Raw genomic sequence first — 18,154 nt, 5'->3', positions numbered from 1 at the left:
CACCAGGGATCATTTCCCTATGCCCACATAAGCTGGGCTTATGAGCTCCACCGGCGATGACCCCCGCGGCCTGCTGGCCGACCGCGTTCCCGACCTCGGCGCCCTGGAACTGCTGCTGGCCGTGGCCCGGCACGGCAGCCTCGGGCGGGCGGCCCGTGAGCTGGGCATCACCCAGCCCGCCGCCAGCAGCCGTGTCCGCTCCATGGAACGGCAGCTCGGCGTCGCCCTCCTCGACCGCTCACCGCGCGGCTCCCGGCTCACCGACGCCGGGGCGCTCGTCACCGACTGGGCCCGGCGCATCGTCGAGGCGGCCGAGGCGTTCGACGCGGGCGCGCAGGCGCTGCGGGCCCGGCGGGACTCACGGCTGCGGGTCGCGGCGAGCATGACCATCGCCGAGTACCTGCTGCCCGGCTGGCTCATCGCGCTGCGCCAGGAACGGCCGGGTACGGCGGTGTCGCTGCTGGCGGGCAACTCGGCCGCCGTCGCGGAGCGGCTCCTGCGGGACGAGGCCGACCTGGGCTTCGTGGAAGGGCTCGCGGTGCCGCCGGGGCTCGACGGCACGGTCATCGGCCATGACCGGCTGGTCGTCGTGGCCGCGCCGGGGCATCCGTGGGGGCGACGGCGTGCCGCGCTGCCACCGGCGGAGCTCGCGGGGACCTCGCTGGTGCTGCGCGAACGCGGCTCCGGGACCCGGCAGGTCCTCGACTCCGCGCTCGCGGAGTACGGCGGGCTTGCCGAGCCGCTGCTCGAACTCGCCTCGACCACGGCGGTGAAGGCGGCGGCGGTGAGCGGGGCGGGGCCGGCGGTGCTGAGCGAACTGGCGGTCACGGAGGAGCTGGCGTCACGGCGCCTCGTCCGCGTGCCGCTGGAGGGCGTGCCCCTCCGCCGCGACCTGCGCGCGGTCTGGCCGCGCGGCCCACGCCCCACGGGCCCGGCCCGCGACCTCCTGACCCTGACGCGCCGCCCCGCGGGGTGACGCCCCCTCCGGGCTGGGTTTTCCCACCCGCACCACCTGTGTGGGAAGGGGGAGAGGTGCGGGTCCTCTCGTGGGCGGTTGCGCGCGCCTACAGCGGCCCGTGCGGGCCGGGGTGACCCCGCCCCCGCCGTCTCCGGCTGCGGACCGGGTGGGGGGCGTGCCCGGCCTGCGGCCGGACTCCACCCGTGGGCGGTTGCGCGCCGTCGGCGACAGCGGCCTGGTGCGCGTGACGCGCCGACAGCGGCCCGTGCGGGCTGGGAAGTCCCGGCACTTCCACGGGGTGACTTCGGGCCGGTGGTGGCAGACGGCCTGCACCGGAGGGACGACCGGTACCGGCCACGCCTGGCCCGGGGAGGGGCCGTGCAGGGTCGGCCCCGCAGGGGACGGCGGCAAACACCGGGCACCCAATTGGGCGGGCCTGTATGCCGCCGACCCCGAGGAGTCGAGCCCGGAGGGGCCCCGGGACCCGCACCCACCACACCGGGCGCGCCCGCCGCACCCCGCAACCCCGGCACCGGACGCACCTCCGATGCCGGACGCGCCCCACACACCGGACGCGCCCGCGCACCGCACGCGGCACGCCACCGCACCCCGCAACCCCGGCACCGGACGCACCTCCGATGCGGGACGCGCCCCACACACCGGACGCGCCCGCGCACCGCACGCGGCACGCCACCGCACCCCGCAACCCCGGCACCGGACGCACCTCCGATGCCGGACGCGCCCCACACACCGGGCGTGCCCAACGCGCACCCGGCCCGGGGCAGGCAGGCCAGGCGGGGCGGGGCCCCCGGGGCCCCGGGCGTCCGTCAGGTGGAGGCCGCGTTCACCAGGCCCCGCATCACCCGTGTGTCCTCGCCCATTTCCGGGTGCCATTGGACGCCCAGCGCCCACCCTTCGAACTCCCCGGCTCCGCCGGGGAGTTCGACCGCCTCCACCGTCCCGTCGGACGCGTGGGCCGAGGCGATCAGGCCCGTGCCGAGGCGGGACACCGCCTGGTGGTGGTAGGTCGGGACCGAGGACTCCTCCGGCACCAGGGAGGCGTACCGCGTCCCGGGGACCGGGGCCACGTCGTGGCGGGTGAAGACGCCGGGCTCCTTCGCGTGGCCGTCCAGGTGCTGGACGAGCGTGCCGCCGAGGGCCACGTTCAGCAGCTGCATGCCCCGGCAGATCCCGAGCAGCGGCGTCGCCGACGCCAGCGCCGCCTCGATCAGGGCGAGTTCCCACGCGTCCCGTTCCCGCGCGGGCGGGCCCGTGCGCGGGTCCGGCTCGGCGCCGTACCGTACGGGCTCGACGTCCGGCCCGCCCGCCACGACGAGTCCGTCCAACCGCGACACCACCCCCGCCGCCCGCCCGGGGTCGTCCGGCGGGAGCATCACCGCGATGCCCCCTGCCGACTGGACGAGCCGCGGATATCCCTCGGGCAGCAGCACGGCCGGCAGCTCCCAGACGCCCCACGACGCGGGCGTCAGATACGTGCTGACGCCGATGAGCGGCGGCGGCTGCGGTCGCATGGTCACCAGTCTCCTCCGGTCACTTGAGTTCGGCTTCGGCGGCCGCCAGCGCCGCGAACTCCTCCTCCGGCGCCTGTGCCACGAGCCGGTGCCGACTGTAGAAGGCGAAGTAGGCGAGGGCCACGCCGTACACGGCGAGCGCGATGAACGCCGCGTCCTTGTCCACCAGGAACGTCGCGACCAGCGCCGACAGCGCCAGCACGAACGCGACGGACGAGGTCAGCACCCCGCCGGGCGTACGGTACGGACGCGCCAGCTCGGGCTCCCGCCGCCGCAGCACGATGTGGGACAGCGCCATCAGCGCGTACGAGATCGTCGCGCCGAAGACTGCGATGTTCAGCATCCGCGCCCCGTCGCCGGTCCCCGCCGCCAGCGCGAAGCCGATCGCGCCGGGGATCAGCAGCCCCAGGTACGGGGACTTGCGGCGGCTGGTCAGCGACAGGAACCGGGGCAGGTACCCGGCCCGGGACAGCGCGAACAACTGCCGCGACCCGGCGTAGATGAGCGAGAAGAACGAGGCCACGAGGCCGGCGAGCCCCGCATAGTTGACGAAGCGGCTCAGCGGGGTCGGGTCGCCGTCCCCCTGGAGGGCGACCACCAGCGGGTTCCCGGCGTCCTGGATGGCGGCGGAGCCCTTCGCCCCGCTCGCCGCGAGGAAGGTCAGCACGGCCAGGAGCGCGAGGATGCCCATGGAGACGGCGAGCGCCCTCGGCATCGACCGGACCGGGTCCTTCGCCTCCTCGGCCGCGAGCGGCACACCCTCCACCCCGAGGAAGAACCACATGCCGAAGGGGAACGCCGCCCAGATGCCCAGCAGTCCGAACGGCAGCCACGAACTCGACCCGACCGCGCTCGTGTCCACCGGAATGTCGTCGAGACCGGCGGCCCGGAACTCCGTGAACGCCCCCACCGCGAAGATCAGCAGCGCGGCGACCGCGATCGCCGTCACCACCAGGCTGAACCGCAGCGCCTCGCCGACACCCCACAGATGGATGCCGATGAAGACGGCGAAGCAGGCGAGGTAGACCGGCCAGCCGGAGGTGAGCCCGAACAGCCCGAGCGACTCGACGTAGTCGCCGATGAAGATGGCGATCGCGGCCGGCGCGAGGATGTACTCGATCAGGATCGCCGTACCGGTGAGGAAGCCGCCCCAGGTGCCGAGGGCCCGGCGCGCGAACCCGTAACCGCCGCCCGCCGTCGGCAGGATGGCCGACAGCTCGGCGAGCGCGAAGACGAGGCACGCGTACATCAGCCCCATGAGCACGGTCGCGGCGGCGAGCCCGCCGAAACCGCCCTTGGACAGGCCGATGTTCCAGCCGGAGAAGTCGCCGGAGACGACGTAGGCGACACCGAGACCGGTCAGCAGCAGCCATCCCGCACTGCCGCGCCGCAGCGTGCGGCGTTCGAGATAGGCGTCCGATGGTGGGGTCGTGCCGGGGCCGGCACTCCCGGTGGTGTCTTCCAGCGTCATGGCAGAGCTCCCGCGTCGGGCCCAATGGAATGGAGCCATACCATTGCGGGGCGTGGGGGTGAAACGCAAGACCCGTGCGTTACTTTCGGGTTACGCAGCCGCATGCAACCGCGCGCAACCGCTTACGCGAGGAAACCCCGCAGCAGCGCGGCCGTGCCGGCGCAGTGCTCCCGCATCACCTCGCGGGCCGCGTCCGCGTCCCCGTCCAGCACCGCGTCGACCAGCGCGATGTGCTGCTGCTGGGAGTGCTCCAGGTTCCGCACGAGCAGCGGGATGCAGTCCAGCAGGTCGTTCACGGTCGCCCGGACTGCGGCGTACTGCGTGGTCAGCGTGGGGGAGCCGGACAGCTCGGCGAGGGTCAGGTGCAGCAGCGTGTCGCAGCGCCGGTAATCGTCCAACTGGGCGTCGTGCGTCGCAGTCAGGGCCCTGCGTAGCCGCTCGGCGCCCTCGTCGCCGATGCCGTGTGCCGCGCACAGCCCTGCGGCACCGACCTCAAGGACCTCGCGGAAGCGCAGCGTGTCCTCGACGTCGACCGCCGCGATGCGCCGGCGCAGCTCCTGCTCGCCCGGGGTGCGGTCGCGGTGCAGCACGAACGTTCCGCCGTACCGGCCGCGTCGGCTCTCCACCAGGCCCTCCTCCTGGAGGACCTTCAGCACCTCGCGGAGCGTGACACGGCTGATCCCCATCCGCTCCGCCAACTCCCGCTCGGCGGGCAGCCGCTGTCCGCCCGGCACCAGCCCGAGCCGCATCAGCCGCAGGATCTGCTCAAGCGCCTCCTCGAAGCCGTTGCCCGCCCGCACCGGACGCAGCACGGCCGTCAGCCGGTCCGCCGGCTCGCTTTTCCTCGTCACGGCGGTTTCCCCTTCCCAAGCAATGGTCTTCCGCAATACCTTAAGTGTTCCCGGCTGACCGAAGGAGCGTAATCCGTGGCAGACCGCACACCCCCGCTGGCTCTCGACGAGCTGCGCGCGCTCGTCGCGAGCGGCGAGATCGACACCGTCGTCCTGGCCTTCCCCGACATGCAGGGGCGGCTCCAGGGCAAGCGGTTCGCCGCGCCCTTCTTCCTCGCCGAGGTGCTGGAGCACGGCACCGAGGGCTGCAACTACCTGCTCGCCGTCGACACCGAGATGAACACGGTGGACGGCTACGAGATGTCCTCCTGGGACCGCGGATACGGCGACTTCGCCATGCACCCCGACCTGGCCACCCTGCGCCGCGTCCCCTGGAACGCCGGCACGGCCATGCTCATCGCCGACCTCGCCTGGAACGACGGCGGCCCCGTCGTCGCCGCGCCCCGCCAGATCCTGCGCCGCCAGCTGGAGCGCCTCGGCGCGCTCGGCTACAGCGCGCACGTCGGCACCGAGCTGGAGTTCATCGTCTTCAAGGACTCCTACGAGCAGGCGTGGGACGCCGACTACCGCGGCCTCACCCCCGCCAACCAGTACAACATCGACTACTCCGTCCTCGGCACCGGCCGGATCGAGCCCCTGCTGCGCCGCATCCGCAACGAGATGGCCGGCGCGGGACTGACCGTCGAGTCCGCCAAGGGCGAGTGCAACCCCGGCCAGCACGAGATCGCCTTCCGCTACGACGAGGCCCTCGTCACCTGCGACCAGCACGCCGTCTACAAGACCGGCGCCAAGGAGATCGCCGCCCAGGAAGGCGTCTCGCTCACCTTCATGGCCAAGTACAACGAGCGCGAGGGCAACTCCTGCCACATCCACCTCTCCCTCCAGGACGCCGACGGCCACAACGTCATGGCGGGCGACGGCAGCGGCCATGACCATGGCATGTCGCCGGTCATGCGCCACTTCCTCGCCGGGCAGCTCGCCGCGCTCCGCGACTTCGCCCTCCTCTACGCCCCCAACATCAACTCGTACAAGCGCTTCCAGCCGGGCTCGTTCGCCCCCACCGCCGTCGCCTGGGGCCTCGACAACCGCACCTGCGCCCTGCGCGTCGTCGGCCACGGCCGCTCCACACGCTTCGAGAACCGCCTCCCCGGCGGCGACGTCAACCCGCACCTCGCCGTCGCCGGCATGGTCGCGGCCGGCCTGTACGGCATCGAACAGCAGCTGGAGCTCCCCGAGGTCTGCGCGGGCAACGCCTATACCGGCGACTACGCGCACGTACCGACGACCCTGCGGGAGGCCGCCGAGCTCTGGGAGAACAGCCCCATCGCCAAAGCCGCCTTCGGCGACGAGGTCGTCGCCCACTACCGCAACATGGCGCGGGTCGAACTGGCAGCCTTCGACGCCGCGGTGACCGACTGGGAACTCCGCCGCTCCTTCGAACGCATGTGAGGCACCACTTGTCCCACCCGTACGCACTCGACATCCTCAACCCCGCCACGGAAGAGGTCATCGACACGGTCCCCGGCGTCGACGCGGCCGCCGTCGACGCCGCCGTCGTAGGCGCCGCACGGGCCCAGCGCGCCTGGGCGGCCGCCGCCCCGGCCGACCGCGCCAGGCTGCTGCGCCGCTTCGCCGCCACCGTCGACGACCACATCGAGGAACTGGCGCGGCTGGAGGTCCGCGAGGCCGGCCACACCATCGGCAACGCCCGCTGGGAAGCCGGCAACGTCCGCGACCTGCTCGACTACGCCGCCGGGGGAGTGGAGCGGCTCACCGGCCGCCAGATCCCCGTGCCCGGCGGAATCGACGTCACGCTCCTCGAACCCCTCGGTGTCATCGGCGTCATCGCGCCCTGGAACTTCCCCATGCCGATCGCCGCCTGGGGCACCGCACCCGCGCTCGCCGCGGGCAACGCCGTCATCCTCAAGCCGGCCGAGACCACCCCGCTCACCGCCCTGCGCCTCGCCGGACTCGCCCTGGAGGCGGGCCTCCCCGAGGGGCTCTTCCAGGTGCTTCCCGGCCGCGGCGACATCGCGGGCGACGCTCTCGTACGCCACCCGGACGTCGCCAAGATCGTGTTCACCGGCTCCACCCGCGTCGGCAAGCAGATCATGGCCCTGTGCGCCGACCGCGTGAAGCGCCTGACCCTCGAACTCGGCGGCAAGAGCCCCAACATCGTCTTCGCCGACGCCGACATCGAGGCCGCCGCCCTCAGCGCGCCCATGGCCTTCCTCGACAACAGCGGCCAGGACTGCTGCGCACGCACCCGCATCCTCGTGCAGCGGTCCGTGTACGACGACTTCCTGGACCGGCTGGCCCCGGCCCTGAAATCGGTCGTCGTCGGCGACCCGGCGGACGAGAAGACCCAGATGGGCCCGCTCATCTCGCGGGCGCAGCTGGACCGCGTACGGTCCTACGTCACCGACGACCTGGCGACGGTGAGCGGCAGCGCCCCCGAGGGCCCCGGCTTCTGGTTCCCGCCGACCCTCGTCACGGACGCGGACCCGGACGCCCCGATCGCCACCGAGGAGGTCTTCGGACCGGTCGCGGTCGTCCTCCCCTTCGACGACGAGGACGACGCGGTACGGCTCGCCAACGCGACCGAGTACGGCCTCTCCGGCTCCATCTGGACCCGTGACATCGGCCGCGCCCTGCGCGTCTCCGGCGCCGTCGCCGCCGGCAACCTCTCCGTCAACTCCCACTCCAGCGTCCGCTACTGGACCCCGTTCGGCGGCTACAAGCAGTCGGGACTCGGCCGTGAACTCGGCCCGGACGCCCTCACCGCCTTCACCGAAACCAAGAACGTCTTCATCAGCACGGAGGCCCGAACCACATGACCACCGACACCACCGCCGTCTGCCGCCGCCTCGTCGGCCGTACCGCCGTCATCACCGGCGCCGGCAGCGGCATCGGCCTCGCCACGGCGCGCCGTCTCGCCTCCGAAGGCGCGAACGTCGTCTGCGGCGACATCGACGAGGCCGCCGGCAAGGCGGCCGCCGACGAGGTCGGCGGCACGTTCGTCCGCGTCGACGTCACCGACGCCGAGCAGGTGGAGGCGCTGTTCAAGACCGCCTTCGACACCTACGGCAGCGTCGACATCGCCTTCAACAACGCGGGCATCTCGCCGCCCGACGACGACTCGATCCTGGAGACCGGCCTGGACGCGTGGAAGCGGGTCCAGGAGGTCAACCTCACCTCCGTCTACCTGTGCTGCAAGGCCGCCATCCCCTACATGCAGCGCCAGGGCAAGGGCTCGATCATCAACACCGCCTCGTTCGTGGCCCGGATGGGCGCGGCGACCTCCCAGATCTCGTACACGGCGTCCAAGGGCGGTGTGCTCGCCATGTCGCGCGAGCTGGGCGTGCAGTTCGCCCGGGAGGGCATCCGCGTCAACGCGCTCTGCCCCGGGCCGGTCAACACCCCGCTGCTCCGGGAGCTGTTCGCCAAGGACCCGGAGCGGGCCGCCCGGCGGCTCGTCCACATCCCCGTCGGCCGCTTCGCGGAGGCGGACGAGATCGCCGCGGCCGTGGCCTTCCTCGCCAGTGACGACTCGTCGTTCGTCAACGCGTCGGACTTCCTGGTCGACGGAGGGATCTCCGGGGCGTACGTCACCCCGCTGTAGGCGACCGCGGGCGGCAACGCCTTTTGTAGGGTGGCCGCGTGAGCATGACGACTCCTCCCCCTACGCCCGGCGGCCTGGGGGGACCCCCAGGCTGGTACCCGGACCCGGGCACCCCGACCGTCGAACGCTGGTGGGACGGCACGGCCTGGACCGGGTACACCCGGCCCCTCGCCACCGCGCCGGGGCGCGGCTCGGGCAAGGGCGGGATCGTCGCGCTCGCCGTCGCCGGGGCGCTGCTCGCCGGCGCGGTCGTCGCCGCGGCCGTGGTGTTCGGCGGGGACGGCGAAGGCGCGGCGGGGCCCGAGCCGTCCGCCGGCGCCACCGCCCCGTCCTCGGCGCTGCCGTCGTCACCGCCACCGTCCCCGGCACCGCCGAGCTCGGCTCCCGCCGTCCTCGCCGACCAGCTCAACGGCATCACCCTGCCCCTCCTGGACGGCTGGGAGAGGTCCGAGTCGACCCTCGACGAATCGGCGGCGACGATGGTCACCGAGGACGCCTACAGGTGCCCGGGGGACTCGTCCCACTTCTGCCACCACGGCACCGTGTCCTCCCGTACCGCCTCCGGTACGGACGAGACCTCGCCCGAGAAGCTCGCCGCCGAGGACATCTCCGCCGCCGCCGAGCACGCGTACGGGGAGGACGCGATCGGCAATCGCCTCCACGGCGGCATCGAGAGCCATCAGGAGCTGATGTCCGAGCCCGTCACCGTCGCCGGACGGACGGGCCACCTGGTCCGCTGGCGCGTCACGACCGGCGCCGGTCCCGGCGGCTACGTCCAGTCCCTGGCCTTCCCCTCGGCGGTGGGGTCCGAGTCGCCGATCGTCGTCCGATTCGCATTCGACGCGGCCCCCGACGGGCCGCCCCTCGCGGCCATGGACCGGATCGCCGAGGGCATCCGCCCGCTCGGCGACATCAGCGGGGGTGTGGGCTCCACGCTCGGCCCCTAGCTAGGCCCTGTCGTTCGGCTCTTGCCGGGCTCGCGTGCCCTGGCACGCACATCTGCTGCGTTGGCGTCGGTCACCGACTCCCCCGTAGCCCTCCGGGCACGGGAGGCCCCCACCGCGTCGATTTCCTCCTCCGCCTTGCAGCTGCACGCACCGCTGTGACATCAGCCGCTCCGCGGCGGGCCGCTCCCTGATCCGGCCTGATCCAAACGACGGCCCCAGGCCCTGTCCGACCCATGCCGCAGGGGCCCGACTCCTGGCACGCGCTGCCTCGTCGCCCTTCGGGCACGGGAGGTGCCCCCTACGCCGTGTGCCGTACGCACACGCCTGAGCGTGCCGTGCTCAGAGGAACGTACGGCCCTCGCCGCGGTACGTCGGTACGGACGCCACCACCCGGTCGCCCTCGATCAGTTGCAACTCGGCGAACCGCTCGCACAGTTCACCGGCCTTCGCGTGGCGGAACCACACCTTGTCGCCGATGAGGAGGTCGTCCGCCGGAGCGCCGAGCAGCGGCGTCTGCACCTCGCCCGGCCCCTCCTGCGGGTCGTAGCGCAGACCCTCCGGCAGATACGGCACCGGCAGCCGGTCCCGCCCCGCCGCCCCGGACGCCGGGTAGCCGCCGCCGAGGACCGTCACCACGCCCACGCCCGGACGGCGCACCACCGGCTGGGCGAACAGTGCGGCCGGGCGGCCCGTGAAGGACGTGTAGTTGTCGAACAGCCTCGGCACGTACAGCCCGGACCCGGCCGCGATCTCGGTCACCGCGTCCTCCTCCGCGGTGTGCTGCACGCTGCCCGTGCCGCCGCCGTTCACGAACTCCAGCTCCGGTGCCTCGGCCCGCAGCGCCCGCACCACGGCCGCACGGCGCTGCGCCAGCTCGCGGCGGGCCGCGGACTGCATCAGCCGGACCGCCCGCGAACGCAGCGGGCTGCCCGCCACCGCGTCGCCGACGCCCGCGACATGGCCCTCGTACGCCATGAGGCCGACCAGCCGGAAGCCGGGGCGGCGGGCGACGGCACGGGCCAGGGCGGCCAGTTGCTCCGGCTCGCGCAGCGGGGAGCGGCGTGCCCCGATCCGTATCCGGCCGCCGAGCAGATGCAGCGCGGTGTCCAGCTCCAGGCAGACCCGGATCTCCTCGGCCCCGCCGTCCCGCGCCCCGTCGATCAGATCCAGCTGCGCCGGGTCGTCGACCATCACCGTCACCGCGGCGGCCAGCTTGGCGTCGCCCGCGAGTTCCGCGAAACCGGCGCGGTCGGCGGACGGATAGGCGAGGAGCACATCGTCGAAGCCGGACCGGGCCAGCCAGAGCGACTCGTCGAGCGTGAACGACATGATCCCCGCGAATCCGTCCGTCGCCAGCACCCGCTCGAGCAGCGCCCGGCACCGCACCGACTTGCTCGCCACCCGCACGGGCTTCCCGCCGGCCCGGCGCGCCAGGTCCGCCGCGTTCGCGTCGAACGCGTCGAGGTCGACGACGGCGAGCGGCGCGTCGAGATGGGCGGTGGCCCGGTCGTACCGGGCCCGGTCTGCGGCACGGGGAGTCATGGGCCGAGCTTGCCAGACCCGATTACCGCGGGGTAGGGGGACGTTCCGGTCAGATGCCCCGGGGCGGCGGACCCGTTCCCGTCCGGTCCCGTTCAGCCCGTAGAGTGACACGCACGCGGTGACGAACGGGCTTGCCCGGTAGGGCGATCCGGCGGCGCCACGACATGAGGAACGGGGGGCGGATGAGCACCGAAGCACCACGCTCGTCCCGAATAACGGACGCCCTCCTCCCGTCCACCCCGTCCGAGACGACGACGCGCCTGCGCCCGATCACGGACTCCACGCCACCGCCCGTCCCGGCCGCTCCCGCGCCGACCGGCACACCGACACCTCGTCCGGCAGCTCGTCCGATAGCTCCGCAAGCCGCGCAGGCCCCGCGGCCTTCGCAGGCCGCGACGAGCGGAGAGCACGACCGGCGGCCCGCGCCTGCCGCCCCGACCGCAGGCGCGCCGACGCGCTCCGGTCAGACCTCCGCCCAGCGGACCCCCGGCCATTCGGCCTCCGCCCAGCCGACCTCCGCCATGTCGGTCCCCGCCCAGCCGGCCCCCGGCCGACCGCCCCGCCCGGACGGTGAAGCGCCCGCAGCCGGCACGGCCCCGGCCGCTGCCGGCCCGCCGGACCCTGACCGGGGCCCGCAGCGCGCCGCCGCCCAGCCCGGCCACCCAGGGCGGGAAGCCGCCCGGTCCCAGGCCGCCGGCGCGGCGCCGTCCCATGCGCCGCACGTCCCCTGGGCGCCGCGCCCGCCCGCCCAGCGGTCCACGGCCGTGCCGCCCCGGCCGGCCGGGCCGCCGGTGTACCAAGGGGCACCCGCCCAGGGCAGGCCCCTTCCGCCCCTGCATACCTACGGGGGCCCGCTCCCCGAGACGCCCGTGGAGATCACGACCCGACTGCGGCCCATACGGGCGCGCCATCCCGCACGGACCGCCGCCGCGGTGGCCTGCATGGTGCTCGGGCTCGGACTGATAGGCGGCGCCGCCGCCGGGAGCTGGCTCGCGGGGGACTCGACGGCCGCGCCCTCCACACCCACCAGCTACGCCGACGCCCGCACGCTCTGGCACAGCGTCCCCGTCGACAGCCTCTTCCCGCCCGTGCTCAAGGGCGTCGCCGCGGGACCCGGCGGAGCCGACCGGGAGTGGCGGCGGATCGCCGTCGCACCCGACGGGCCCTGCACGGAGGCGCTCGACCCGCTGCTCGCCAAGGCGATACGGCCGGTCGGCTGCCTCCGGGTGCTGCGCGCCACGTACACGGACGCCACCGCCACCACCGTCACCACCGTCGGCATGGTCTTCACCGAGGCGGACCGGGAGGCCATGGCGGCCCTGCGCACCCGCTTCAGCGGCGAGGGCCTCGACGAACGCGCCGACCTCATGCCCCGTGCGTACCCCGTCCCCGGCACCGTCGCCGCCGGCTTCGGCGACAGGGAGCGGGCCAGCTGGACGGTGAGCGTCCTCGCCGACGCGCCGGTCATCGTCTACGCCGTCTCGGGGTTCGCGGACGGCCGTGCCGTCGGCGACCCGCAGCCCGCGGGCGAGGCCATGGTCACCGGCGCGACCTCCGCCCCCGCCCAGGCGGGCCTCGGCCACGAGGCCGAGGGCATCGCGGACCGCATCGAACGCGCCCTGCGCAAGACCGCAGCCCCGGCCACGGAGCCCTCCGAATGACCCCGCTGATCCCGCGGAACCCACCCCGCGCGCCCTTGCCCGGCCACCCCGGTGCCCGGCCCCAGGACCACCCCCGGCGCCGCGGCGGCGCCCGCCCCCGACTCACCGGGGCGCTCGCCGCCGCCGTCGCGTTCGTCCTCGTGTCCGCTACCCCCGCGCACGCCGACGGCATCCGGGCCCGCCAGTGGGCCCTGGAGGCGATGCACACCGACACGGCGTGGCAGACCACCCAGGGCAAGGGGATCACCGTCGCCGTGCTCGACACCGGTGTCGACGACACCCACCCCGACCTCGCCGGCCAGGTGCTGCCCACCAAGGACCTCATCGGTTTCGGCGCCCGGCGCGGCGACCGCTCCTGGGCCCGGCACGGCACCGCCATGGCCGGGATCATCGCCGGGCACGGCCACGGCGCCGACCGCGAGGACGGCGTACTCGGCATCGCCCCCGAGGCGAAGATCCTGCCGGTCCGCGTGATCCTCGAAGGCAGCGACCCCGCGCGCAAGCGGGCCCGCAACAGCCGTGGCTCCGCCCTCGCCGACGGCATCCGCTGGGCCGCCGACCACGGCGCGGACGTCATCAACCTCTCCCTCGGCGACGACAGCGAGTCCGCGCACCCGGAGAAGAGCGAGGACGCCGCCGTCCAGTACGCCCTCCGCAAGGGAGCCGTCGTCGTCGCGTCGGCCGGCAACGGCGGCGAGAAGGGCGACCACATCTCCTACCCCGCCGCCTACCCCGGCGTCATCGCCGTCGCCGCCGTCGACCGCTACGGCACCCGTGCCTCCTTCTCCACCCGCCGCTGGTACGCCGCCGTCAGCGCGCCCGGCGTCGACGTCGTCATCGCCGACCCGGACCGGCGCTACTACGAGGGCTGGGGCACCAGCGCCGCGGCGGCGTTCGTCTCCGGCGCCGTCGCGCTCGTACGGGCCGCCCACCCCGGTCTGACGCCCGCCCAGATCAAGAAGCTCCTCACCGACACCGCCCGCAGCGGCCCCAAGGGCGGCCGCGACGACGCGAAGGGGTACGGCATCGTCGACCCGGCCGCGGCCATCGAGGCGGGCGGAAGGCTCGGCCCCGACACGACCACGGCGGCCGCCGCCTCCGGCTACCGCAACCGCTACTTCGGCACCGGCCCGGCGGCGCCCTCCGCGGCGGACGAGCCCGGCGGCGTGCTCGCCCCGCTCACCGGCGGCGTCGGGGCCCTGCTGCTGGCCGCCGCCGTCGTCCTGTGGCGCGGAGGCCGGCGCCGTACCTGAGCACGGCCGGCGGGACGGGGCCCGTTAGGCTCGTCCCGTGGCGCTCAAGAACATCCCGGACCCCGGTTTCTCCGACGACGACGGCACCGCCGACCCGGCCCTGACCGCGGCGCTCGCCGCCTGGGCCGAGGACCGGACCGCGGAGGGGCCGGTCCTGGAAGCGCTCAAGGGCGCCCGGCTCCTCGTGCCCGTCGTCGCCGTCCTGGGCGAGGTCGAGGAGGACGACGCGGGGGGCCGCGCAGCGACGAACACGGGTGGCGGGGGGAGACGGGGGGTCCGCTTGCGGCGTGAGAAGACGAGCGACATGGCCGTGCCCACGCTGACGGCGGGCGCGCGCCGCGCCCTGCCCGCCTTCACCTCGACGGAGTCGCTGGCCCGCTGGGACCCGGAGGCTCGGCCCGTCGCCGTACCGCTGCACCAGGCCCTCCAGGCCGCCGCGCACGAGAAGGCGGACACGCTCGTCCTGGACCTCGCGGGGCCGGTGCCGTACCAGCTCACCGGACCGGCCCTGCTCGCCCTCGCGGAGGGCCGCACCAACACGGAGCCGCTCGCCGACCCCGCCGTCACCCGGGCGGTACGGTCCGTCGTCGCCGCCGAGCCCGCCGTGCTCCGCGCCCACCTCGGCCCGGGCAGCGCCGACGGCACCCTCGCCCTGGTCCTCGCCCCGGACGCCGCCCCTGCCGAGGCGGCCCAGCGCGTCGCCCGGGGGCTCGCAGCGGACGAGACGCTGCGGGCCAGGCTCGTGCGCGGCCTCGACCTGGCGCTGCTGCCGGCCGGGGCCGTGCCTCCCGGCGAGCCCCTGTACGTACGGCCGTGAGAGGCACCGCATATCGTGTGCCCCATGAGTGACGCGACCCCCACGCCCGGCACCCCCACCGATAAATCCCCCGACTTCGACGCCATGACCCGCGACATCGCGGAGGTCCCGGCGGTCGAGGTGATCGTCACGGTCGCGGTCAACCTGATGAGCGCCGCCGCGGTCAAGCTCGGCCTGACCGAGGACGGCGAGAAGCACAAGGACCTCGACGAGGCCCGCAAGCTGGTCCATGCGCTGGCCGGGCTGCTCGACGCCGGAGCGACCGAGATCAGCTCCTTCCACGCGGCCCCGCTGCGCGACGGTCTCAAGTCGCTGCAGCTGGCCTTCCGCGAGGCGTCGGTCGTGCCGGACGAGCCGGGCCAGGGCCCGGGCGAGAAGTACACCGGCCCGGTCTTCGGCTGACTTCGGCCGGCTTCGGCCCAGCTCCGACACGCTGCGACGAGCCGAGCTCCAACAAGCACCGACGAGCTGCGACGACCGGCGGGCGGCACGGTGCCGCCCGCCGGTTAGCTCCTTCCGGCCGGAGCTGCTAACCTTGTGTAACGACCGGTCGGACGCGCATGTGTCCGACCCACAAGTGGAGGCTCCGATCTCCCACCTGGCGGCCCTCAGGGGCGGCGGGTCACCGGTCAGACGGCGACCATCGTTCCGTACGGACGATGGAGCCGTCCGAAAGTAGCGCCCCGCGGTCCACCGCGGCGGTGTTCCGGTATTCCAGGAGCCCCGCCTGTGTCCCGTCCGGGGCATTTTTCATGCACCGGTGCGGTTGGTCCCAGAGAAACAGACGTTGCGCGGCTGTTTGCCAGACCGCCGCGTGGTGCTACCGAGGAGGATCCATCAGCACCGAGCCCCGCATCAACGACCGGATTCGCGTTCCCGAGGTGCGACTTGTCGGTCCCAGCGGCGAGCAGGTCGGGATTGTTCCGCTTGCCAAGGCCCTGGAGCTCGCGCAGGAATACGACCTGGACTTGGTCGAGGTCGCGGCTTCCGCGCGACCGCCGGTCTGCAAGCTCATGGACTACGGCAAGTTCAAGTACGAGTCGGCCATGAAGGCCCGTGAGGCGCGCAAGAACCAGGCGCACACGGTCATCAAGGAAATGAAGCTCCGGCCGAAGATCGACCCGCACGACTATGACACCAAGAAGGGTCACGTCGTCCGGTTCCTCAAGCAGGGCGACAAGGTCAAGATCACGATCATGTTCCGTGGTCGCGAGCAGTCCCGGCCGGAGCTCGGCTACCGGCTGCTGCAGCGGCTCGCGGAGGACGTCCAGGACCTCGGCTTCGTGGAGTCGAACCCGAAGCAGGACGGCCGCAACATGATCATGGTCCTCGGTCCGCACAAGAAGAAGACCGAGGCGATGGCCGAAGCCCGCGAGGCGCAGGCCGCCCGCAAGGCCGAGCGCCAGGGGCAGCCCGCCCAGGCGGCGGACTCCACCGGGGACCCCGCCGAGGCCTGATTCCAGGACAACCGTCCCGGATATCAACCGATACATCTGACGCTTCCGTGCGCCGGTTTGCGGACCGGCGCGGGGAGCGCCACTGACGAGGAGATAACGGCGCTATGCCGAAGAACAAGACGCACAGCGGTGCCAAGAAGCGCTTCAAGATCACCGGCTCCGGCAAGGTGCTCCGTGAGCGCGCCGGCAAGCGCCACCTGCTCGAGCGCAAGTCGTCCAAGCTGACGCGTCGCCTCACCGGCAACGCCGAGATGGCCCCGGGTGACGCCGCCAAGATCAAGAAGATGCTGGGCATCTGATTGTCGTCGCCCCCGGTGACGGGGGCTTCCGGCCAAGACCGGGACCAATTCGTTTCCGGGCCGCATGAGTGCAACTGCGGCCCCGCTACAAGGAGTTAACAAGTGGCACGCGTCAAGCGGGCAGTCAACGCCCACAAGAAGCGCCGGGCGATCCTCGAGCAGGCCAGCGGCTACCGCGGTCAGCGGTCCCGCCTGTACCGCAAGGCGAAGGAGCAGGTCACCCACTCCCTCGTCTACAACTACAACGACCGCAAGAAGCGCAAGGGCGACTTCCGTCAGCTGTGGATCCAGCGCATCAACGCCGCTGCCCGCGCCAACGGCATCACCTACAACCGCTTCATCCAGGGTCTGAAGGCCGCCAACGTCGAGGTGGACCGCAAGATCCTCGCGGAGCTCGCCGTGAACGACGCCGGTGCGTTCGCCGCGCTCGTCGAGGTGGCGCAGAAGGCGCTGCCGGCGGACGTCAACGCGCCGAAGGCCGCGTCGGCGGCCTGACGGCCGCGGCAACACGCCCCGGACTGCCCCGGACCCGCAGGCCTCTGGCCTGCGGGTCCGCGCACGTCGGAGGCCGTGCGGGCCTCGCGACGGTCCGGCCGGCCCCGCGGGATCGACCACCCTCCACGGCCCCCCCGGGCGGCGTCCCCGAGTGCGGCCCAGCCGGGACCGTCGTCCTGAGCCGGACGTGATCGGCCGGGCACGGGGCCATGGGCGGCTCGCCACCGTCGTACAGGGAACACACCGGTCCCCGCGTCGCGGCGACCGGTCACGAAGGAGCACCCCATGCACACCCCCGAGCTCATCTCCCCGCGGTCCCCGCGCGTCGTCGCCGCGCGGCGGCTGGCGCGGCGGAACTTCCGGTCGAAGGACCGGCGGTTCATCGCCGAGGGGCCGCAGGCCGTGCGGGAGGCCGTGGCGCACCGGGGCGGGGACGGGCAGGCGACCCTGACCGAGCTGTTCACCACCGTCGAGGCCGCCGAGCGGTACGCGGAGATCGTCGACGCCGCCCGCGCCACCGGCGCCCGGGTCCACTACGCCGCCGACACCGTGCTCGCCGAGGTCTCGCAGACGGTCACCCCTCAGGGGCTCGTCGGCGTCTGCCGGTTCCTCGACTCGCCGTTCGAGGAGATCCTGACGGCCAGGCCGCGCCTCGTCGCCGTGCTCGCGCACGTACGCGACCCCGGGAACGCCGGTACGGTGCTCCGCTGCGCGGACGCCGCGGGCGCCGACGCGGTCGTGCTCACCGACGCCTCCGTCGACCTGTACAACCCCAAGTCGGTGCGGGCTTCGGTCGGTTCGCTGTTCCATCTGCCGGTGGCCGTCGGCGTACCCGTCGAGCAGGCCGTCGGCGGACTGAAGGCGGCAGGGGTGCGGATCCTCGCCGCCGACGGCGCCGGGGACGACGACCTCGACGACGAGCTCGACGCCGGCACCATGAGCGGGTCCACCGCATGGATCTTCGGCAACGAGGCATGGGGCCTGCCCGAGGAGACCCGGGCGCTCGCGGACGCGGTCGTGCGCGTCCCCATCCACGGCAGGGCCGAGAGTCTGAACCTCGCGACCGCCGCGGCCGTATGTCTCTACGCGTCCGCCCGCGCCCAGCGGCGCCCCGGCGGCTGCCGGGCGCGGTGACCCGGGCGCGGTGACCCGGGCGGGTGATTCCGGCGCGGTGACCTGGGGCGGTGACTCCGGGAGCCCACAGGCTGTCGCTCCGTCACCGGCGACTAGTAGGGTGACCAACTCGGGG

At 73.8% G+C, this 18,154-nt stretch carries 17 protein-coding genes; 13 read left to right on the top strand and 4 right to left on the bottom strand.

Going from position 1 to position 18,154, the window contains the following annotated elements:
- Window positions 1-40 precede the first annotated feature (40 nt).
- Window positions 41-976: a LysR family transcriptional regulator gene (locus tag KK483_RS05325; protein WP_262004049.1), complete on the top strand. Its 936-nt coding sequence runs from the start codon at window positions 41-43 to the stop codon at window positions 974-976.
- Between the two features lie 809 nt (window positions 977-1,785).
- On the opposite strand, the gene KK483_RS05320 is transcribed toward KK483_RS05325, so the two are convergent.
- The 3 genes from KK483_RS05320 to KK483_RS05310 all read right to left on the bottom strand — a co-directional run bounded on the left by KK483_RS05320 (window position 1,786) and on the right by KK483_RS05310 (window position 4,812).
- A complete protein-coding gene (locus KK483_RS05320) occupies window positions 1,786-2,490 on the bottom strand; it encodes a gamma-glutamyl-gamma-aminobutyrate hydrolase family protein (RefSeq protein WP_262009352.1) in 705 nt (234 codons plus the stop codon).
- A gap of 19 nt (window positions 2,491-2,509) precedes the next feature.
- Entirely contained in the window at window positions 2,510-3,961 is a 1,452-nt protein-coding gene (gene eat / locus KK483_RS05315; protein WP_262004048.1) for an ethanolamine permease, read from the bottom strand.
- A gap of 122 nt (window positions 3,962-4,083) precedes the next feature.
- Window positions 4,084-4,812, bottom strand: coding sequence for a FadR/GntR family transcriptional regulator (locus KK483_RS05310; RefSeq protein ID WP_262004047.1), 729 nt, complete (start codon window positions 4,810-4,812; stop codon window positions 4,084-4,086).
- Window positions 4,813-4,887: 75 nt separating this feature from the next.
- On the opposite strand from KK483_RS05310, the gene KK483_RS05305 reads away from it, so the two are divergent.
- Genes KK483_RS05305 through KK483_RS05290 form a run of 4 tightly spaced genes read left to right on the top strand, consistent with a single transcriptional unit; the run spans window position 4,888 to window position 9,381 of the window.
- On the top strand, window positions 4,888-6,261 hold the full coding sequence (locus KK483_RS05305; protein WP_262004046.1) for a glutamine synthetase family protein: 1,374 nt from the start codon (window positions 4,888-4,890) through the stop codon (window positions 6,259-6,261).
- Between the two features lie 8 nt (window positions 6,262-6,269).
- On the top strand, window positions 6,270-7,649 hold the full coding sequence (locus tag KK483_RS05300) for an aldehyde dehydrogenase (protein WP_262004045.1): 1,380 nt from the start codon (window positions 6,270-6,272) through the stop codon (window positions 7,647-7,649).
- Entirely contained in the window at window positions 7,646-8,434 is a 789-nt protein-coding gene (locus tag KK483_RS05295; RefSeq protein WP_262004044.1) for a 3-oxoacyl-ACP reductase, read from the top strand. The genes KK483_RS05300 and KK483_RS05295 overlap by 4 nt, the downstream gene beginning before the upstream one ends.
- 44 nt (window positions 8,435-8,478) lie before the next feature.
- Window positions 8,479-9,381 carry a DUF2510 domain-containing protein gene (locus KK483_RS05290; protein ID WP_262009350.1) on the top strand — a complete coding sequence of 301 codons (903 nt, stop codon included), beginning with the start codon at window positions 8,479-8,481 and terminating at the stop codon, window positions 9,379-9,381.
- 339 nt (window positions 9,382-9,720) lie between these two features.
- Here KK483_RS05290 and KK483_RS05285 read toward each other — a convergent pair whose 3' ends face one another.
- On the bottom strand, window positions 9,721-10,923 hold the full coding sequence (locus KK483_RS05285; RefSeq protein WP_262004043.1) for an amino acid deaminase/aldolase: 1,203 nt from the start codon (window positions 10,921-10,923) through the stop codon (window positions 9,721-9,723).
- An 869-nt stretch (window positions 10,924-11,792) separates the two neighbouring features.
- Here KK483_RS05285 and KK483_RS05280 point away from each other — a divergent pair.
- The 8 genes from KK483_RS05280 to KK483_RS05245 all read left to right on the top strand — a co-directional run bounded on the left by KK483_RS05280 (window position 11,793) and on the right by KK483_RS05245 (window position 18,039).
- Window positions 11,793-12,584, top strand: coding sequence for a hypothetical protein (locus KK483_RS05280; RefSeq protein WP_262004042.1), 792 nt, complete (start codon window positions 11,793-11,795; stop codon window positions 12,582-12,584).
- The gene (gene mycP / locus KK483_RS05275) at window positions 12,581-13,837 is read left to right on the top strand and encodes a type VII secretion-associated serine protease mycosin (RefSeq protein WP_262004041.1); all 1,257 of its coding nucleotides are present in this window, start codon (window positions 12,581-12,583) and stop codon (window positions 13,835-13,837) included. The genes KK483_RS05280 and mycP overlap by 4 nt, the downstream gene beginning before the upstream one ends.
- A 37-nt stretch (window positions 13,838-13,874) precedes the next feature.
- Window positions 13,875-14,654 (top strand): SseB family protein, encoded by a 780-nt coding sequence (locus KK483_RS05270; protein WP_262004040.1) that lies wholly within the window; start codon window positions 13,875-13,877, stop codon window positions 14,652-14,654.
- A gap of 24 nt (window positions 14,655-14,678) precedes the next feature.
- The gene (locus KK483_RS05265) at window positions 14,679-15,056 is read left to right on the top strand and encodes a DUF1844 domain-containing protein (protein WP_262004039.1); all 378 of its coding nucleotides are present in this window, start codon (window positions 14,679-14,681) and stop codon (window positions 15,054-15,056) included.
- Window positions 15,057-15,406: 350 nt separating this feature from the next.
- A complete protein-coding gene (gene infC, locus KK483_RS05260; RefSeq protein ID WP_262009349.1) occupies window positions 15,407-16,111 on the top strand; it encodes a translation initiation factor IF-3 in 705 nt (234 codons plus the stop codon).
- Window positions 16,112-16,215: 104 nt separating this feature from the next.
- Window positions 16,216-16,410 (top strand): 50S ribosomal protein L35, encoded by a 195-nt coding sequence (rpmI, locus tag KK483_RS05255; protein WP_017945471.1) that lies wholly within the window; start codon window positions 16,216-16,218, stop codon window positions 16,408-16,410.
- Window positions 16,411-16,512: 102 nt separating this feature from the next.
- A complete protein-coding gene (gene rplT, locus KK483_RS05250; protein WP_242333133.1) occupies window positions 16,513-16,905 on the top strand; it encodes a 50S ribosomal protein L20 in 393 nt (130 codons plus the stop codon).
- Between the two features lie 285 nt (window positions 16,906-17,190).
- Entirely contained in the window at window positions 17,191-18,039 is an 849-nt protein-coding gene (locus KK483_RS05245; RefSeq protein WP_262004038.1) for an RNA methyltransferase, read from the top strand.
- Window positions 18,040-18,154 lie beyond the last annotated feature (115 nt).

Source organism: Streptomyces sp. FIT100, assembly GCF_024584805.1.
In the GTDB taxonomy this organism is placed as follows: Bacteria; Actinomycetota; Actinomycetes; order Streptomycetales; family Streptomycetaceae; genus Streptomyces.
The sequence above is the reverse complement of the archived record's forward strand: the minus strand, read 5'-3'. Positions and strand labels throughout refer to the sequence as shown.